Source organism: Arthrobacter sp. zg-Y179, assembly GCF_020907345.1.
Taxonomy (GTDB): domain Bacteria; phylum Actinomycetota; class Actinomycetes; order Actinomycetales; family Micrococcaceae; genus Arthrobacter_B; species Arthrobacter_B jinronghuae.
The window spans coordinates 1-15844 of record NZ_JAJJOB010000011.1; the positions used below are offsets into that span (position 1 = coordinate 1).

The 15844-nt window shown below is 66.4% G+C and carries 15 protein-coding genes; 6 read left to right on the forward strand and 9 right to left on the reverse strand.

What is annotated here, in order from left to right; genetic code table 11:
* Positions 1–97 precede the first annotated feature (97 nt).
* The 4 genes from groL to LOC56_RS13595 all read right to left on the reverse strand — a co-directional run bounded on the left by groL (position 98) and on the right by LOC56_RS13595 (position 3449).
* Positions 98–1735: a chaperonin GroEL gene (gene groL / locus LOC56_RS13580; RefSeq protein ID WP_227922944.1), complete on the reverse strand. Its 1638-nt coding sequence runs from the start codon at positions 1733–1735 to the stop codon at positions 98–100.
* 355 nt (positions 1736–2090) lie between these two features.
* Positions 2091–2294 carry a cold-shock protein gene (locus tag LOC56_RS13585; RefSeq protein WP_227922942.1) on the reverse strand — a complete coding sequence of 68 codons (204 nt, stop codon included), beginning with the start codon at positions 2292–2294 and terminating at the stop codon, positions 2091–2093.
* A 200-nt stretch (positions 2295–2494) separates the two neighbouring features.
* Entirely contained in the window at positions 2495–3118 is a 624-nt protein-coding gene (locus LOC56_RS16220) for a LytR C-terminal domain-containing protein (protein ID WP_269437997.1), read from the reverse strand.
* Between the two features lie 67 nt (positions 3119–3185).
* A complete protein-coding gene (locus LOC56_RS13595) occupies positions 3186–3449 on the reverse strand; it encodes a DUF3263 domain-containing protein (protein ID WP_370646466.1) in 264 nt (87 codons plus the stop codon).
* Between the two features lie 165 nt (positions 3450–3614).
* Here LOC56_RS13595 and LOC56_RS13600 point away from each other — a divergent pair, with 165 nt between their 5' ends.
* Both LOC56_RS13600 and LOC56_RS13605 read left to right on the forward strand, forming a co-directional pair.
* Positions 3615–4394, forward strand: a complete 780-nt coding sequence (locus LOC56_RS13600; RefSeq protein ID WP_442860108.1) for a uracil-DNA glycosylase — start codon at positions 3615–3617, stop codon at positions 4392–4394.
* Positions 4395–4440: 46 nt separating this feature from the next.
* A complete protein-coding gene (locus LOC56_RS13605; protein ID WP_229952821.1) occupies positions 4441–5304 on the forward strand; it encodes a siderophore-interacting protein in 864 nt (287 codons plus the stop codon).
* A 65-nt stretch (positions 5305–5369) separates the two neighbouring features.
* On the opposite strand, the gene LOC56_RS13610 is transcribed toward LOC56_RS13605, so the two are convergent.
* From LOC56_RS13610 to LOC56_RS13625, 4 genes are all read right to left on the reverse strand, one after another.
* Positions 5370–6983 (reverse strand): threonine/serine ThrE exporter family protein, encoded by a 1614-nt coding sequence (locus tag LOC56_RS13610; RefSeq protein ID WP_331460950.1) that lies wholly within the window; start codon positions 6981–6983, stop codon positions 5370–5372.
* Between the two features lie 417 nt (positions 6984–7400).
* Positions 7401–8474, reverse strand: a complete 1074-nt coding sequence (locus tag LOC56_RS13615) for a lipid II:glycine glycyltransferase FemX (protein ID WP_229952822.1) — start codon at positions 8472–8474, stop codon at positions 7401–7403.
* Positions 8475–8603: 129 nt separating this feature from the next.
* Positions 8604–10169, reverse strand: a complete 1566-nt coding sequence (locus LOC56_RS13620; protein WP_229952823.1) for an MFS transporter — start codon at positions 10167–10169, stop codon at positions 8604–8606.
* A 13-nt stretch (positions 10170–10182) separates the two neighbouring features.
* Positions 10183–11667 (reverse strand): CYTH and CHAD domain-containing protein, encoded by a 1485-nt coding sequence (locus tag LOC56_RS13625; RefSeq protein ID WP_229952824.1) that lies wholly within the window; start codon positions 11665–11667, stop codon positions 10183–10185.
* Between the two features lie 169 nt (positions 11668–11836).
* Between LOC56_RS13625 and LOC56_RS13630 the strand changes: the two genes are divergently transcribed.
* The 3 genes from LOC56_RS13630 (at position 11837) to LOC56_RS13640 (ending at position 14328) form a co-directional block, all read left to right on the forward strand.
* Complete coding sequence (locus LOC56_RS13630) at positions 11837–12814, forward strand: aldo/keto reductase (protein WP_229952879.1); 978 nt, start codon at positions 11837–11839, stop codon at positions 12812–12814.
* 147 nt (positions 12815–12961) lie between these two features.
* Entirely contained in the window at positions 12962–13333 is a 372-nt protein-coding gene (locus tag LOC56_RS13635; RefSeq protein WP_229952825.1) for a DoxX family protein, read from the forward strand.
* Positions 13330–14328 (forward strand): hypothetical protein, encoded by a 999-nt coding sequence (locus LOC56_RS13640; RefSeq protein WP_229952826.1) that lies wholly within the window; start codon positions 13330–13332, stop codon positions 14326–14328. Before LOC56_RS13635 ends, LOC56_RS13640 begins: the two co-directional genes overlap by 4 nt.
* A 16-nt stretch (positions 14329–14344) precedes the next feature.
* Here the strand turns inward: LOC56_RS13640 and zapE are convergent, their stop codons facing one another.
* Positions 14345–15415, reverse strand: a complete 1071-nt coding sequence (zapE, locus tag LOC56_RS13645) for a cell division protein ZapE (RefSeq protein ID WP_229952827.1) — start codon at positions 15413–15415, stop codon at positions 14345–14347.
* A 136-nt stretch (positions 15416–15551) separates the two neighbouring features.
* On the opposite strand from zapE, the gene LOC56_RS13650 reads away from it, so the two are divergent.
* Entirely contained in the window at positions 15552–15842 is a 291-nt protein-coding gene (locus LOC56_RS13650; protein ID WP_229952828.1) for a DUF1540 domain-containing protein, read from the forward strand.
* Positions 15843–15844 lie beyond the last annotated feature (2 nt).

Sequence of the window (15844 nt, forward strand, 5' to 3'; positions counted from 1 at the left end):
GCGGGGGGGGGGGCGTGCGTTTAATTACCCTCGCGCCCCCCCCGGGGGGGGGGCCCCCCCGCCTCTTACTTACGCTTTAGGCAAGAGCTGCGGGGGCTTAGAAGCCGCCCATGCCGCCCATGCCGGCCATCTCGTCAGCGCCGCCCATGGCGGGGGCCGACTTCTCCGGCTTGTCTGCAACCACTGCTTCGGTGGTCAGGAACAGGCCGGCGATGGAAGCTGCGTTCTGCAGGGCAGAGCGCGTTACCTTTACCGGGTCGTTGATGCCGGCAGCCAGCAGGTCTTCGTACTCGCCGGTTGCTGCGTTCAGGCCAAAGCCCTCGGGCAGGCCGCGGACCTTGTCCACAACAACGCCCGGCTCCATGCCGGCGTTGAAGGCGATCTGCTTCAGCGGAGCGTCGATGGCAACGCGGACGATGTTGGCGCCCGTTGCTTCGTCGCCCTCGAGGGACAGGTTGGCGAAGGCCTTGAGGCCGGCCTGGATGAGGGCCACGCCGCCACCGGCGACGATGCCTTCTTCAACGGCAGCCTTTGCGTTGCGGACAGCGTCCTCAATGCGGTGCTTGCGTTCCTTCAGCTCAACCTCGGTTGCCGCACCGGCCTTGATGACTGCAACGCCGCCGGCCAGCTTGGCCAGGCGTTCCTGCAGCTTCTCGCGGTCGTAATCCGAATCGGAGTTCTCGATTTCGGCACGGATCTGGTTGACGCGGCCGGCGATCTCTTCAGCGTCGCCTGCGCCTTCCACGATGGTGGTTTCGTCCTTGGTGACAACAACCTTGCGGGCCTTGCCCAGCAGGTCCAGCGTGGCGTTTTCCAGCTTCAGGCCAACCTCTTCGGCGATGACCTGGCCACCGGTGAGGATGGCGATGTCGGCCAGCTGTGCCTTGCGGCGGTCACCGAAGCCCGGTGCCTTGACGGCTACGGACTTGAAGGTGCCGCGGATCTTGTTGACCACCAGGGTTGCCAGGGCTTCGCCCTCAACATCTTCGGCGATGATCAGCAGCGGCTTGCCGGACTGCATGACCTTCTCGAGGACGGCAACGAGATCCTTGACGTTGGAGATCTTCGAGTTGACGATCAGGATGTACGGATCCTCAAGGACCGTTTCCTGGCGCTCGGCGTCGGTGACGAAGTAACCGGAGATGTAACCCTTGTCGAAGCGCATGCCTTCGGTGAGTTCCAGTTCCAGGCCGAAGGTGTTGGACTCCTCGACCGTGATGACGCCTTCCTTGCCCACCTTGTCCAGTGCTTCGGCGATCAGGTCGCCGATCTGCTGGTCACCGGCGGAGATGGAAGCCGTAGCGGCGATCTGCTCCTTGGTTTCGATTTCCTTGGCAGATGCAATCAGTTCGGCGGTAACGGCGGCAACAGCCTTCTCGATGCCGCGCTTCAGGCTCAGCGGATCGGCGCCGGCGGCAACGTTGCGCAGGCCTTCCCTGACCAATGCCTGGGCGAGGACAGTTGCCGTGGTGGTGCCGTCACCGGCAACATCGTCAGTCTTCTTGGCAACTTCCTTGACCAGCTCTGCGCCGATCTTCTCGTAGGGATCGTCCAGCTCGATCTCCTTGGCGATGGAAACGCCGTCATTGGTGATCGTGGGGGCGCCCCACTTCTTTTCGAGGACCACGTTGCGGCCACGCGGGCCGAGGGTCACCTTGACGGCGTCGGCGAGGATGTTCAACCCGCGCTCGAGGCCGCGGCGTGCCTCTTCTTCAAATGCAATGATCTTGGCCATAACGGCTATCGTCCTTCCGGAACAGTCATGCTTGGAGCAAAATGTTGCATTCCTGGCTGGAGTGCCCGCGACGGACGGCCCGGATAGCGCGATCTCTTTACGCGCTCCCCGTTCCTCACCCCAGTGGGTTGCTTGTTCACTCAACACCGTCGGACATTTAGCAGTCATCCGGCAAGAGTGCTAAGTCAATAATTAGCACTCCCACACACTGAGTGCAAGCGATCACGCCGACATGCCATCCGGTTCACAGCGTTCCCGGCCGCTGCCGGCGGGCGAATGCAAAAGCAGCGGCGGAGCCGAGGCTCCGCCGCTGCCGATCCCGCCCCCAAGCCGGGAAGATGTTCCTTAAAGTGGCCTACAGTGCCCGGACTTCCTCGGCCTGCGGACCCTTCTGGCCCTGGCCGATTTCAAACTCAACCCGTTGACCTTCTTCCAGCGTCCGGTAACCGGATGCCTGGATGGCTGACCAGTGGACGAACACGTCCGTCTCCGCCTCGTCGAGGGTAATAAAGCCGTACCCTTTTTCACCGTTGAACCACTTGACGATCCCCTGCGCCATGATCTTTCTCCAACCTAGATTCCAGTGCCGCCCTCCGGCGGCATGCTTGGACGCCGGAGGCGCCGGATCCGGCGCCTCTGTCGGTTCCCAAGGGAGGCCAAGGTCAGCGGCGCAAACCGGCTGGCATCACTCTAACCACGGTGATGCCGATCACATACAGGGGTGGAGATAACGTTATGGTCTTTTTACCCGAGCCCGGTTTACCGGTATCCGGGGCCCAGGACCACGGTGACACCGGTGAAGCCGGGCGTTTCCAGAGCCGGAATCCCCAGTTGCGCGCCGATTTCCTGCGCATTTGCGGCCAGCTCCGGTGAGCTGAAGTAAACGCCGGATCCCTGCTGGGGTGCGCCGGCCCAGTTAGCCACGGTTCCCACGGGCCACCCTGCAGCGGTCATCCGGCCGGAAACGCTGGCACCAAGTCCGGTGACGCCGCTGGCATTGAACACTGCCACCGGCTGGGTACGGTCGATCGCCGGCACAGTCGGCGTCGGCGTCGGAGAGGGAGTCGGAGTGGATGCCGGAGTTGGACTCGGCGAGGCGGCGTCGGACTCCACCTCGGGAGTCGGAGTGGCTGCAGCTGAGGCGGACGCGGAAGCAGGCGCCGGAGCCTGTGCCGCCGCAGACGGATCAGTGGAGCCCGTACCGATACCCAGCCGCGGCAGCACAAAGTAGGCTGCCAGGCCGATCAGCAGAGCCAACACACCCACGGTGATCAGCAGCCCCAGCCCGTTCGAACGCGAGGGAATGAGGCGTTCGCGGTGCACGCCCTGCCGCGCGGACGTTTCAGGGACCTTGTCGAACTCGTCCCGAGGGTATTGGCTCATTGTGGAGTTTCAATCCTTGTTCTGATGGCGCCGCATGCTGGGCCGCCAACATTGGAGGGAACCGGCGCTAAACGCCGGTGCCCAGGCGGCGGGCGGTACGGGCACGCTGGCGGGTCGTACGTAGTCTACGCAATCGTTTGACCAGCATCGGATCATGGGCGAGGGCTTCCTCGGTATCAATCAGGGCATTCAGGACCTGGTAGTACCTCGTGGCCGACATCCCGAAGAGGTCCTTGATGGCCTGTTCCTTGGCGCCGGCGTATTTCCACCACGCCCGTTCCAACGCAAGCATCTGCTGTTCCTGGGCACCCAACGGGCTCTCCGGGTCCACTGCGTCATCGAGGGAAAACCGCTCGGCTTCGGCCGATTCCGCCACATTCACTCCCAAAAAGATCCCTGTATATATCTACCGCCCATGCTAATTGGGAATAACAGGCTTGTCATTTAGGACGTCCCCGGCAAGACACCGCAAACGCACCGGTGACAAAATGGACCAGTGACCACAGACGAACCCCAGCTTTTTTCCTACACCGGCGAAGCCGCACCGGAGGAAAATACCCCTTTCCCCTTCGCTGCACCCGCACGCTTTGAGGACCTCATGGCTCCCGATTGGGCCGACGTGCTGGCCCCGGTGAAGACGCGCCTGGAAGAAATAGCAGCCGAACTGGAGGCGGAGCGCCGCGCCGGACAGCGCATCCTGCCCGCACCCGGCAACATCCTGCGCGTCTTCCAACGTCCGTTGGCCAGCGCCCGCGTTCTGATCGTTGGCCAGGACCCCTACCCCACCCCCGGGCATGCCGTGGGCCTCTCCTTCTCCGTGGGGAAGGGCGTACGTCCGCTTCCCCGAAGCCTGAACAACATCTTCACCGAGCTCAACGCCGATCTGGGAATCAGCCCCTGCCCCTCCGGGGACCTCAGCGCCTGGGCGGATCAGGGTGTGGTCCTGATGAACCGCGTACTCACGGTGCGTGCCGGGGAAGCAGGCTCACACCGGAAACGGGGGTGGGAGGAAATCACTGAACTCGCCGTGCGGGCACTGGCCGCCCGCCGCCGCCCGGACGGCACGCGCGTTCCCCTGGTCGCCGTCCTGTGGGGCCGGGACGCCCAAGGCATTATCCCGTTCCTCGGCGGCACGCCCACCGTCGAATCGGCGCATCCCAGCCCGCTGTCGGCCTCACGCGGGTTCTTCGGCTCCCGGCCGTTCAGCCGGGTTAACGAACTGCTCGCGCAGCAGGGTGCCGAGCCCGTGGACTGGCGGCTTCGCGGGGAGCGGTAAGAGCGGCGCGATACGGTAGTTACAGGCCCTTTCCTAGGAGACACCCATGTCCGAACCAATGACTTCCCCGCGCCAGCAGGAGCCGGACTCTCCTGCTCCCCGGCGCCAGCGCCCCCTGCTGACCCTTGAGGTTCTCCGCCGGGAGCAGATCAGCGAGCATATGGTGCGGGTGGTTGCCGGCGGACCCGGCTTCGACCGGTTCCAGCCCAACAGTTGCGCCGATGCCTACTGCAAGATCTGGTTTGGCCCGCAGGGCCGCCCGATTGACGGCACCGAGGACCTGGACACCATTCGGGCGCGGAGCGACCGGGAACACTGGCCGGTGTCCCGCACCTACACGGTCCGGAACGTGGATCTTGAAGCACGCGAAATCAGCATCGACTTCGTAGTCCACGGAGATGAAGGCCTGGCCGGGCCGTGGGCGGCGTCGGCACAGCCGGGCGAACCCTTGACCTTCTCCGGCCCCGGCGGCGCCTTCAACCCCGATCCCGACGCCGACTGGTATCTGCTGGCCGTCGATGAATCAGCCCTCCCCGCAGCTGCCACCGTGCTCCATGCGCTGCCGCAGGACGCCGTCGGGCAGGCGTTCATCGAAGTCGCCGGCCCCGCCGACCGCCAGCCGGTGCCGAAACCTGCGGGCGTGGAGCTGACCTGGCTGTACCGCGGGGACATCCCCGCCGGCCGGAGCCGGATGCTGACCGACGCCGTTTCGGCGGCGCCCTGGCGGGACGGAACCGTGCAGGTCTTTGCACATGGCGAGCGGGAGGCCATGAAGTCCCTGCGCGATGTCTTGTTCAGCCACCGGGGACTGGAACGCCGGCAGGTCTCGCTTTCCGGCTACTGGGCTGCGGGGCGCACCGAAGACGTCTTCCAGGCCGAAAAGCGCACGCCGGTGGGCAAGATTCTTTAGCCCGGACGGCAAAAAGCCCGGCCCGCTTCATCAGCGGGCCGGGCTTTTGTCTTTTCGGGGGGCTGCTAGCGCCGCCGGTTGCGGCGGTCGTTGCCGTTGAGGTTCCGGGTGAAGGGCCGGCCCAGGTTGTCGCCGAGCACCACGCCTCCGGAGATGGCCAGAATGACGGTGAGCGCGTCAAACAGGCCCACCACGCCCTGGTACATCTCGTCGGTGCCGATGCTCAGGCCGTACATGGACCGGAAGATCGCCAGCCCCGGGAAGAGGAACAGTACGGCCGGCACCGCCACGATCAGCTGCGGGGCCCCCATCCGCAGGGCAACGATGCGGGCCACCATGCCGATGAAGATGGCAGACACCGCCGGTGTCAGGCGCGGCCCCATGCCGCCTGCCTCCGCCAGCTGGTAGACCAGGAAACCGACGGTGCCGATCAGCACCGTGGGCAGCACCAGCCGGCGCGGGGACTGTTCGACAATGCAGATGGTTCCCAGCGCAACGGCCAACAACAGCAGGGTCACCGGGAAGGAGTACTGCGACGAGGTCACGTCCGTAACGTTCAACCGGCCCATGCCCATCAACGCACCCATTACCAGCGCGACGGCGATACCGGCCACCAGGGCGCCGAAGGTCAGGAACGCGGACAGGAACCGGCCCGACGCCGTAACCGGGAACCCGTTGATCGCATCCTGCACCGCCGAGACCAGACGCCCGGTGGGCAGCATCAGCAGGATTCCGCCCGCAACGACAATGCCGGGGGAAATCGGCACCTCCATGGACCAGAACAGCATTGCCATCGCCGTGACCACAAAACCGCTGGCCGCCGTCGTAAAGAAGTCCGGGACCCGCCACCTGCCCAGCACCCGCTGGAGCAGGCTCACCATCACCGTGCCGGCGAAGCCCACCAGTGACGCGAGCGGGCCGCCGCCGATAAACCCGACGATGGCCGCCGCGAACACCCCCGCGGACACCGTCACCGCCCAGCGCGGGAACGGCTTCGGCCGCTGCGTGATCTCGTTGAGCCGGTTGGCCGCCTCGGCGCGGGAGAGCCCGCCGTCGATGATTTCGGTGACCAGCTGGTGGACCAGGCCGAGCCCGGCATAGTTGTTCGTCCAGGAACGGACCACGCGCATCACCGTGATGGGGGTCTGGTCCTTCGGAGAGTAATTGAGCAGCACCGACTGGTTGGTGATGTCCACTTCGATGCTTTCCAACCCGAATGCGGCCGTCACCGCGATGATGGCGGTTTCCACCTCCAGCGCGCCGGCACCGTAGCGGAACATGGTTTCGGCCATGCCGAGGGCCAGGTCCAGGGTCTTGCGGGCATTCGCGTCCGGCCCGCCGGTGCGCACCATGGGGTTGGCATAGGGGCTGCCTGCCAGCCGCTCCACAATGGACATGGCCTGGGTGGGCGGATTCTCCCCCTGGACCAGCCTGCGCAGCATGCGCCGCGCCGCAGCGGACGAGCGGTCCGCACGGACGGTTGTGGACGCCAGCGGCACCGTTCCCGGCGGAACGGTTTTGCGCGTGCGAGCCGGCCGTTTCTCACGCGGGTCGGCCGTGGTCCGCATGCGGCCCGTCGGCGGCCGAAGCGCCTTGGAACCGGCCGGGCGGATTACTGATGTGGTGGGAGGAGGCGGCTTGGGCCGGGTGCTGCGCAGGGCAGCGGTGGGCATGTCCATGCCGGCGGTCGGCTGCCTCGGAGCCTTCGACTGCGGCGTCGGCGCCTTTGCCGCCGGCCGCAAAGACCGCCCGGCCGCGCCTTGCCCCGGCCGGGGCCCCTTGCCGGACTTCGCCCGCTGGGCCTGTGGCTTCCCTGCCTGGGCCTGCGGCTTCCCTGCCTGGGCACTGCCAGCCTTCGGGTTCTCCGGCTGGGCCTTCCCCTGCTCAGGGCGCTCCGGCTGCCCCTTTGCGGGCTCCGCCCGCCGGCGGGCCGGCACGCTGATCAACGGAATGGGCCCCGCAACCGGGTCCGGATTCGGTGCCGAATCCGGATTCGATCCGGGCTTGCGCCCACCCGGATCGGATGTGTTCTCCAAGGGTTCACCCTTTCGCCTGTTCCGGGACCCGCCCGGGTTATTGCCTGGTGGAACTGCTGCTTAGTAGAACGGCTGCTGGTGGCGGCGCCAGTAAATCTGCCGCGCCACGCGTTCGCCGATGGTGTTCCAGATCCGATAGCGGACCGGGTCCACAACGAAGTCGTAGCACCCAACGAAATCCGTGACCGTCTTGGAGAAGCTGGTCTTGAACAGACCCAGCCCGTGGTGCGGGTGGCTCTTATCCTTGAGCTGGTTACTCGGTGGTGTGCCGCAGAAGTCGTACTGGACGATGCCGCATTCCTTCTTGAGTTCGGTGATCGCGGTCCACTGGACCAGGTGCGAATCCCCGTACTGGGAGCGCCGCGGCTTGGACCCGCCGTCCTTGTACGTGCCCTTGTTCCCGTAGGCAATCACGAAGGCACCCACAGTGGGCTCCCCGTCCTCGAACGCAAAGTAGAAGCGCCCCTGACCGGCGGCAACGAAGTTGGACCAGAACCGGTGGTAGTACTCGTAGGAACGCAGCCGTGCCGCGGAGCGGTCCTCGATGTGCGCCATCAGGCGGTACATGGTCCGCATGTTTTCTTCGGTCGGCTCGACCCGGCGGACGTCGGCGCCTTCACGGATGGCCCGGCGGACTGCGTTCCGGCCGCGGGAGGAGAGGTTCTTGAGCAGCTGCTCCTCGTCAGGCGTAGTGTCCAGCAGCGCCGTGGAGTCGTTGGGCTGCAGGTTGAATGTCTTAATGAATCCGGCCCCCGTGAACAGGGCCTGGACCTCTTCGCTGTCCACGATGTCCGGCTCGACCTTGATCGCGAAGACCTTGCGGCGGGTCTCCTTGATGAACCGGGTCAGCGCGTTCACCACCAGCGGCACGTCTTCGGGGGCGGCGACGTCGGGACCCTTGATGAGGTACCAGAGGCTGCCCAGGACCGGGACCTTTTTCTCGATCGCCAGCGTGTAGGTCACGTAATCGGGTCCGGTGAAGGCGAGGTAGACGGGATTCCAGCCGTGGTGGGACTTCACTTCCGCGAAGGACGCTGACTGGAGGACATTGCCGCCGCCGGGGTTGGCCAGCACGTGCTTATCCCAGTTGGCGATCTCCTCGGCAGTGGCCAGGCGTGCACTAAAATCTCGCAAAATACCTCAACTAATGGTTTGTTCACTGCATCGTTTTCAGCGCATCGCTACCGACGCGCCGGCCCGCCGCGGAAACGGCCTTCGAACCGGGTCCCAGTCTATCCGTTGCACTGCCGCCGGGCCGAACGCTCAAGCGGAGGCGGGGAGGAACCAGCGGACCCGCGGTTGCACTTCGGCCAGGTCCCATGCGGCCTGGATGATCCGGCGGTCCTCCCCCGTAGTCCGCGTCTGTTCCTGCCGCAGGTACTCCCGCCAGGTCGGCACGTCATAGATCTCCCGGAACTGATCCCGGTCAGTGACCGAGTGCACCAGCTCCCAGTCCGTGGCACCGGTGCGCATGCGGGACAGCCGGACTTTGTGCATGGCCTCCACGAACTCGTCATTCCGGTCTGCGGGCACCTCGTAGGAGATCAAGACCGTCACCGGCCCGGCACCGGGTTTCGGTTCCGCACCGGCGGGGAGCTGCAGTTCCGTGCCGGCTACGCTGCGGTCCAGGCGTCCGGTGCGGGGCAGCAGCGGAAGCACCACGACGCTGGCCCCGGTCACCAGCAGCACGCCGGCGGCAAAAGCCAGGGTAGGAGCGTAGCCGGCACCGGTGGCACCTGATCCCCAGAAAACAGCGCCCACGGCCTGCGTGCCGGCGGCGACCATCAGATACACGGACAGGCCGCGGGCACGCACCCATTCCGGCAGGGTCAGCTGCATAGCGGCGTTCAAGGTGGAGAACGTGGAGATCCAGGCGAACCCCGCGAAGACCAACAGCACGGCAACGGCCCATGCGGGCAGGTATCCCGAGGCGAAGGTCCCGGCCGCGAAGACCACGGCGCTGATGCCCAGCAGTGTGTTGTCCTTCAGGACGGTCCGGAGCCGCGGCAGGAGCAGGACACCCAGCACGGCGCCGATACCCAGCGCCCCGAGCAGCAGCCCGTATCCTGCCGAGCCCAGGCCAAGATGGCCGTTGGCGGCAACGGGCAGCAGCGCATAGAGGGCGCTGGCGGGAAAAATGAACAGGCCGGACCGCAGGAGGATCCGTCGGATGAGCGGGGCAGCACGAATGTAGCGGATACCAGCGGCGAGCGCCTCTGCCACGTGTTCGCGTTCGTCCGGATCCCTCTCGGGTGCCCGCCAACTGTAGATCGCAATGGAGGTGCCCACGAAGGACAGAGCGTTCAGCCCGAACACAAAGGCCGGACCGGTCAGGGCCACCAGCAGACCGGCGATGGCGGGACCAACGGCACGCGCCGTGTTCATTGCCACGCTGCCGAGCGCCGCGGCCGCCTGGATCTCTTTCCGTGGCACCAGTGCAGGGGTGATGGCCTGCCATGCTGGGGCGCTCAGCGCCATGCCGGAGCCGATAAGGAAGGTGTAGAGCAGGAGCGAATCCGGGTCCAGCAGGCCCAGTGCGGCCACGACCGTCAGCACGGTAGCAGCGCCGGCAGCGAAGATGTTGGCGCCCAGGATCAGCCGGCGCCGGTTGAAGGCGTCCGCCAGCACCCCGGCAATGAGGCCCAGCAGAAGTGACGGTGCGAGGTTCGCAGTCTGGACCAGGGATACAAGGGCAGGATTTTCGCTGTTCTCCACCAGGAACCACTGGGCTCCGACGGTCTGCATCCAGGTGCCGATGTTGGACCCCAGCTGGGCAAGCCACAGGATGAGGAACATCCGCCGGCGCAGCGGCGCCCAGGGCGATTCCATGCGATTCCCTCCCTCAGGGGCTGGACGGGAAGCCTTTCCAAGCGTGGGCAAAGCGCTCCTGGGCCGACTGGGCAGAGGCCTGCTCCAAGGCATGCAGCCGCCCGTAGGTGAAGCCGTTCTCACCGGCGGCCAACGCCGTTGCCCCCATACGCCGCAGATAGGCCTGCGTCACCACGCTGTCCTGGTGCTCACCAAGGACTTTCTGCACATGCTCGGCTGCGTCCACCATTTCTTTCGCTTCCTTCGGTTGCACGGGTGCCCAGACTTCGGCTGCGTAGCGCAGCTGCTTGGCATCCTTGCGAGCGTCATGGAGCGCTTCCGCGTAATCGTCGCCCGTCAATGTGCGTGTGGACCGTACCCGGCGGTGCAGCCTTTTCCGGTCCCGCCGGATGATCCGGGCAGCGGCGGGGCCTGCCGGTTCCCTGGCCGTTTCCGTCCAGAACGGGCTGTCCAGCAGCGCTTCGAGTCCGTCCAATGCCTGGAAGTACCGCTGGGAGTGCAGTGCTTCGCGGACGTGTCCGTAAGCCTCCCGATAGTCATGGAGCAGTTCCTCGTCCACGCGGGCGGCAACCGGGCCCATCACCAGGTCTGCGGGTTCAGCGGCAATCAGCTGCTGGAGCCGGTGCCGCATCACCTGCGCATCCCGGGCCTTCCCCAATACCCGGGCGAGCCACCGCAGCTCCCCGCGCAGCGAGCGCCCCGGCTCGGGGTCCATGATGCTGCGGTAGCTGGAGAGGGCCGAGCGCAGCCTCCTGGTGGCAACCCTCATCTTGTGGATGCCGTCAGCGTCCCCCCGCCGCACACGCGGATCGTGGCGCAGCAGCTCTTCGAACTGTTCGCGCAGATACTCCAGCAGCAGCAGCGCTACCGGGCTTCGAGCGTCCAGGAAGCCGGCATCGATTCCCTCCGGAGCACTCCCGTTTCCCGCGCCGGCCCCCTTCGGGTGCCGCACCGTGTCCTGTCCCCCCTCCCCTTCCGGGCCCGCCGGCACCGCGCCGGCAGCGAGGAACATGGTTTCCGCCTCCTTGCCCGACGCCCCGCCGGCGGAAGCGACGGCCCAGACCCGCCGGTCCGGGCCGTCGGGTTCGGCTCCGGTGCCCTCTGTTTTGGTGCTTTCATCAGTGACGCTGGCGAGCACAGTGCCCGCACTGTCCAGCAGGTCATACTCCAGATAGCGCGTGACAAGGGTCTGAACAGGCACCGGTTCCCGGCCCCGAAGCACGGCTTGGAGGTCCTCCACCAGTTCCGCCGGAACCCCTTCACCGGGTCCGGAAGTGGTGCTGGCCCGGACCGCAGGCTCCACAGAGGGTGCGCTGCGCTCCCAGCGCGTACCGCCGTCGTCGTCCGTGTGCCGGGAGAGGCTGAAACCGCGTCTGCGGAGGGAACCGTCCGGGGTGTCATACCTGACTTCCGTGCGCCGGCCTTCCCGGGGCTGTGCCACTTTAGCGACACCCGCCAGCTCATGCAGCGGCGGCAGCACCAATGCTTCATTTGCCAAGAATCGAATTGCGGTACCTGTTCCGGCGACCATGTGCGCCAGTATAGGACCGCAACGGCCGCTGCCGGGAGTCCTCGGGCCTCCTGCCTACCGGAGCGGGGCCGCGTCCCGGTAGCATCATGCGGTAATGAACCCGCACTGCAGCAGCGGAGGCCAGCGGATGAACTCGATGACATACGCCAAGCTCGGCAAGTCAGGGGCAACTGTTTCGGTCATTGGGCTGGGCTGCCTGGGCTTCGGCAATCCGGACCGCGGCGCGCACGGATGGACCATCCGCGAGGACGAGGCCAAGTCCCTGCTGCGGCACGCGGTGGAACTGGGCATCAATTTCTTCGACACCGCGAACGTGTATTCCGCCGGCCACAGCGAGGAAATCCTCGGAGCTGCCGTTGCGGAATACTGCCGGCGGGAAGAAGTCGTGATCGCCAGCAAGGTGCACGGCGAGATGGGGCCGGGCCCCAATGGATGGGGGCTATCCCGCAAACACATCCTGTGGCAGGTGGAGCAGAGCCTGCGGCGCCTGGGCACGGACTACATCGACCTTTACCAGGTGCACCGCTGGGACGGCACCACGCCGCTCGAAGAAACGCTGGAGACCCTGGACCAGCTGGTCCGGGACGGCAAGGTCCGGTATCTGGGCGCCTCGAGCATGCACGCCTGGCAGTTCTCGAAAGCCCTCTGCCTGCAGGAACAGCACGGTTGGGCGCAGTTCGTCACCATGCAGGATCACTACAACCTCCTCTACCGGGAAGAGGAGCGGGAAATGTACCCGCTCTGCGCGGACCGGGGCATCGGGGCGCTGCCCTATTCCCCGCTGGCGCGTGGGCGCCTGGCCCGGCCCTGGGGAACGAGGACGGTCCGGCAGGACTACGACGAGCTGGGCCACATGCTCTACGGGGGCAACGAGGAAGTGGACCGCAGCATCACCGATGCAGTGGGGAACGTAGCAGAGGGGCTCGGCGCCACCCGGGCTCAGGTCGCCCTGGCCTGGGTCCTGGCCAACCCGGTGGTCACGGCTCCGTTGATCGGCGCCACGGCCGCGTCCCATCTGGATGACAACATCCAGGCCTTGGACATCCAGCTCACCGAAGAGGAGTTCAGCGCCCTCGAGGAGTTCTACCGTCCCCGTCCCGTTGCCGGGTTCTGAGCGACCTGCGCTACGCCACGCCCGTTGTTGCGCAGTTCCCCGACGGCAGACCATCCTTGGGTTGTGATGGTTCCACTGGTTCCACTGGTTCCACTCTGTTCTAATGTGCTGACTCCTGCCCGTACACAGAAAGTCGCTTAGGTACCCATGCTGTCTCTGGTCTTATGGCTTGTTCAACTGCTGTTGGCACTTCTATTTGCCGGAGTCGGCTTCGTAAAGATCTTCCAGGGCTATGCACGTGTCCGGGAGAACCTTCGCTGGCCCGAGGACTTTTCCCCGGCCACCGTGAAACTGATCGGCGTCCTCGAAGTCCTTGGAGCGGCCGGACTGGTTATTCCCGAGGCGACCGGCATGGTGCCCGTACTGACACCGATAGCTGCATCCGCGCTGACCGTCCTGATGGCATTGGCCGTCCTGGTCCACGTTCGGCGCGGTGAACGCAACCGCATCGCCCTGGGTGTCATTCTGATGATGCTCTCGCTGGTGGTGGCGCTGGGCCGGTTTGGTGTCTTCGGGTGAGCAGTGCGGATCCGCAGCCCCCGCCGTCGCTGGGTGCCGCCGTCGTCGGGCTCTACGCGCTGCTGCCGTCTGAATTCACCGCCGCTCGCAACGCCGCCGCCGCCGACGCCGGGCGGGCCGGGGACAAGGATCTGGCCAAACGCATCAAGGCACTGCCAAAGCCCTCGACGGCGGCCTGGCTGGTTAATCTGCTGGCGCACCGGCGGCGGGAGGATCTGGAACAGGTGCTGGAGCTGGGAGCGGCGCTGCGCGAAGCCCAGGAGGACTTGGACCAGAAGCAGCTGCGCCGCCTAAGCACCGAACGCCAGCGGCTGCTGCGCGCTATTGTCCGCCAGGCCCGGGACCTGGCCTCCGAGCTGGACCACCCGGTCAGCGAATCCTTGGCGGCGGAAGCCGAACAGACGCTCTGGGCCGCGATGACGGACCCCTCGGCGGCGGACGCCGTGGCCAGCGGGCAGCTGGTCCGTTCCCTCGCGGCCAGCGGGTGGGAAGAGGTGGACCTGGACGGTGCCGTTGCCGACCCGGACTCGATAACCCACGGTGCCGGCGGCAGGACGGGGTCCGGGGCGGGGCCCGGGGCGGGGCCAGGCCGGGTCGGGGCAGTGAAGGACAAGGGCGGGAGCCGGGACAGCGCCGCGGTCCGCCTGCGGCAGGCCGAGGCCCGGCGTGCCGTCCGGAAGGCGCAGGCGGACCTGGAGGAAGCGGCAGCCGCCGAGCACCGGGCGCAGGAAGCGCTGGACGCCGCCCAGCGGGAAGTGGATGAGTCCGCCGGCCGCCGGGACGAGCTCACGGATGAGATCGACGAACTGCGGGAGCGGATTCGGCAGCTCGAGCGGGAGGTCGCAACCGTGGACCGGCGTTCCGGGAAGCTGGAACGCGAGCGGGACCATGCCCGGCGCGCGGCCCGTGCCGCCCGGCGGACGGCGGAAAAGGCCCGGCAAAAGCTCACCGACGCCCAGGACGCGGCCGATGCCGGAACTGACAGCGGGCGCTAACAGCGGGACGCGGTAGTTAGCTTGCGGCTGCGGGCAGCTGCTGCAGCATCCCGAACCGGCTGCGGATCCGCGCCAGATCCGTTGGGTGGGCTATCCCGGGAAACACGCCGTCGTAATCCGGCATCCCGATGACGTCCAGACGGCAGCCGGCGTCGTAGAGCACGTCCACGACGTTGCCGAAGCGCTGCCAGCCGTAGGGATTCGATCCTCCGAGCGGCGGCACGCCGCTGATCACCCAGTGCCGGTGCGTCTGCGCCAACTGCAGGTAGTCGGAGGTGGCCGACTGCGCATGGCACAGGTCCTCGAAATCGAACCACAGCTGCCCGCCGTCCGCCCGCAGGGCCTCCAGCGTCCGGGTGCCCGGTGTCAGCTGCAGTCCTTCCGCTGCGCCGGGCGGGATCAGCCCGGCTACGGCAAGCAGCCCGTCGTCGTTGCTGCGCAGGTGATACCCGGCGGCGAAACCGGACGCGTTCCGAGGCCCTGCGACGGCACGGTAATCCGTGTCCCCGTCCAGCTCCAGGACCTGCAGGTGTCCGGTAATCAGTGCAATGCCGGGTTCAAAGAGATGGTGGAACATCTCGTCCGGAAGCAGCTCCTGCGGCGCGTAGTTGGATGTCGCCACGAGCACGATGCCGCGGTCCAGTACGGTGCGGAGCAGTCGGGTAATGAAGGCTGCGTCTGCCGGGTCCTTGACATGGAATTCGTCAAAGCACAGCAGCCGGACCCGGCCCAGCATCTGGTCCAGCGCCGCGGCGAAGGCCGAATCCTGCCGGTAGCCGCGGTTTCCGTAACCGGCAAAGACGAGTGCATGGAGTTCACGGAAGAAGTCGTGGAAATGCAGCCGCCGTTTCTGCGGGATATCCACGGAGTCGAACAATGTGTCCAGCAGCCAGGTCTTCCCCCGCCCCGGCGGACCCCAGAGGTAGACGGAGGTATTGTCGGGCGCGGGTTCGGCGGATCGGGCCGCCGCGGCAGCCGCGGCAAGCGCCGGAAGGACGGCCAGCTGGGCGGCGTCCAGGGCCAGGCCCTGCGCCTGCGCTGCGAGCTGGAATTCGTCGGCGGAGCCCGGGGCCTGCGTTGCGGTCATCCTTCCGTTCTACCCAACCGGACGGCACCGGCCAAACCGGCCAAATAGGGCAGGGAAATTCGCGCTAATTATTCGCGCACCGCGGTGGTACGTTCGAAGCCAGGCACGGAACGAATGACCGCCTTTTGGAGGAACCATGACCGACCACGTTGCCCATGTGCAGGACTGCACCGTATCCAGCTGCGACTTCAACCATGAGGGATGCACCGCCTACGCGATCACGGTGGGCGGCTCGCCCGATCACGCCAGCTGCGCCACATTCATTGACACATCAGCCACCGGCGGGCTGCCCAAGGTCCTCGCCCAGGTGGGTGCGTGCCAGCGCAATGAGTGCCGGTTCAATGACCACCTCATGTGCGACGCCCGTGATGTACGGGTGGGTCCCGGCGCGGAACTCGCTGACTGCCTCACCTACCAGCCCCGCTAACC

Coding starts and splice junctions, on each gene's coding strand:
- LOC56_RS13650 (WP_229952828.1), top strand. CDS start 15,552: ATGACCGACCACGTTGCCCATGTGCAGGACTGCACCGTATCCAGCTGC.
- LOC56_RS16220 (WP_269437997.1), bottom strand. CDS start 3,118: ATGAGCCAATACCCTCGGGACGAGTTCGACAAGGTCCCTGAAACGTCC.
- LOC56_RS13635 (WP_229952825.1), top strand. CDS start 12,962: ATGCTGTCTCTGGTCTTATGGCTTGTTCAACTGCTGTTGGCACTTCTA.
- LOC56_RS13630 (WP_229952879.1), top strand. CDS start 11,837: ATGACATACGCCAAGCTCGGCAAGTCAGGGGCAACTGTTTCGGTCATT.
- LOC56_RS13585 (WP_227922942.1), bottom strand. CDS start 2,294: ATGGCGCAGGGGATCGTCAAGTGGTTCAACGGTGAAAAAGGGTACGGC.
- LOC56_RS13620 (WP_229952823.1), bottom strand. CDS start 10,169: ATGGAATCGCCCTGGGCGCCGCTGCGCCGGCGGATGTTCCTCATCCTG.
- groL (WP_227922944.1), bottom strand. CDS start 1,735: ATGGCCAAGATCATTGCATTTGAAGAAGAGGCACGCCGCGGCCTCGAG.
- LOC56_RS13605 (WP_229952821.1), top strand. CDS start 4,441: ATGTCCGAACCAATGACTTCCCCGCGCCAGCAGGAGCCGGACTCTCCT.
- zapE (WP_229952827.1), bottom strand. CDS start 15,415: ATGACCGCAACGCAGGCCCCGGGCTCCGCCGACGAATTCCAGCTCGCA.
- LOC56_RS13610 (WP_331460950.1), bottom strand. CDS start 6,983: ATGGACATGCCCACCGCTGCCCTGCGCAGCACCCGGCCCAAGCCGCCT.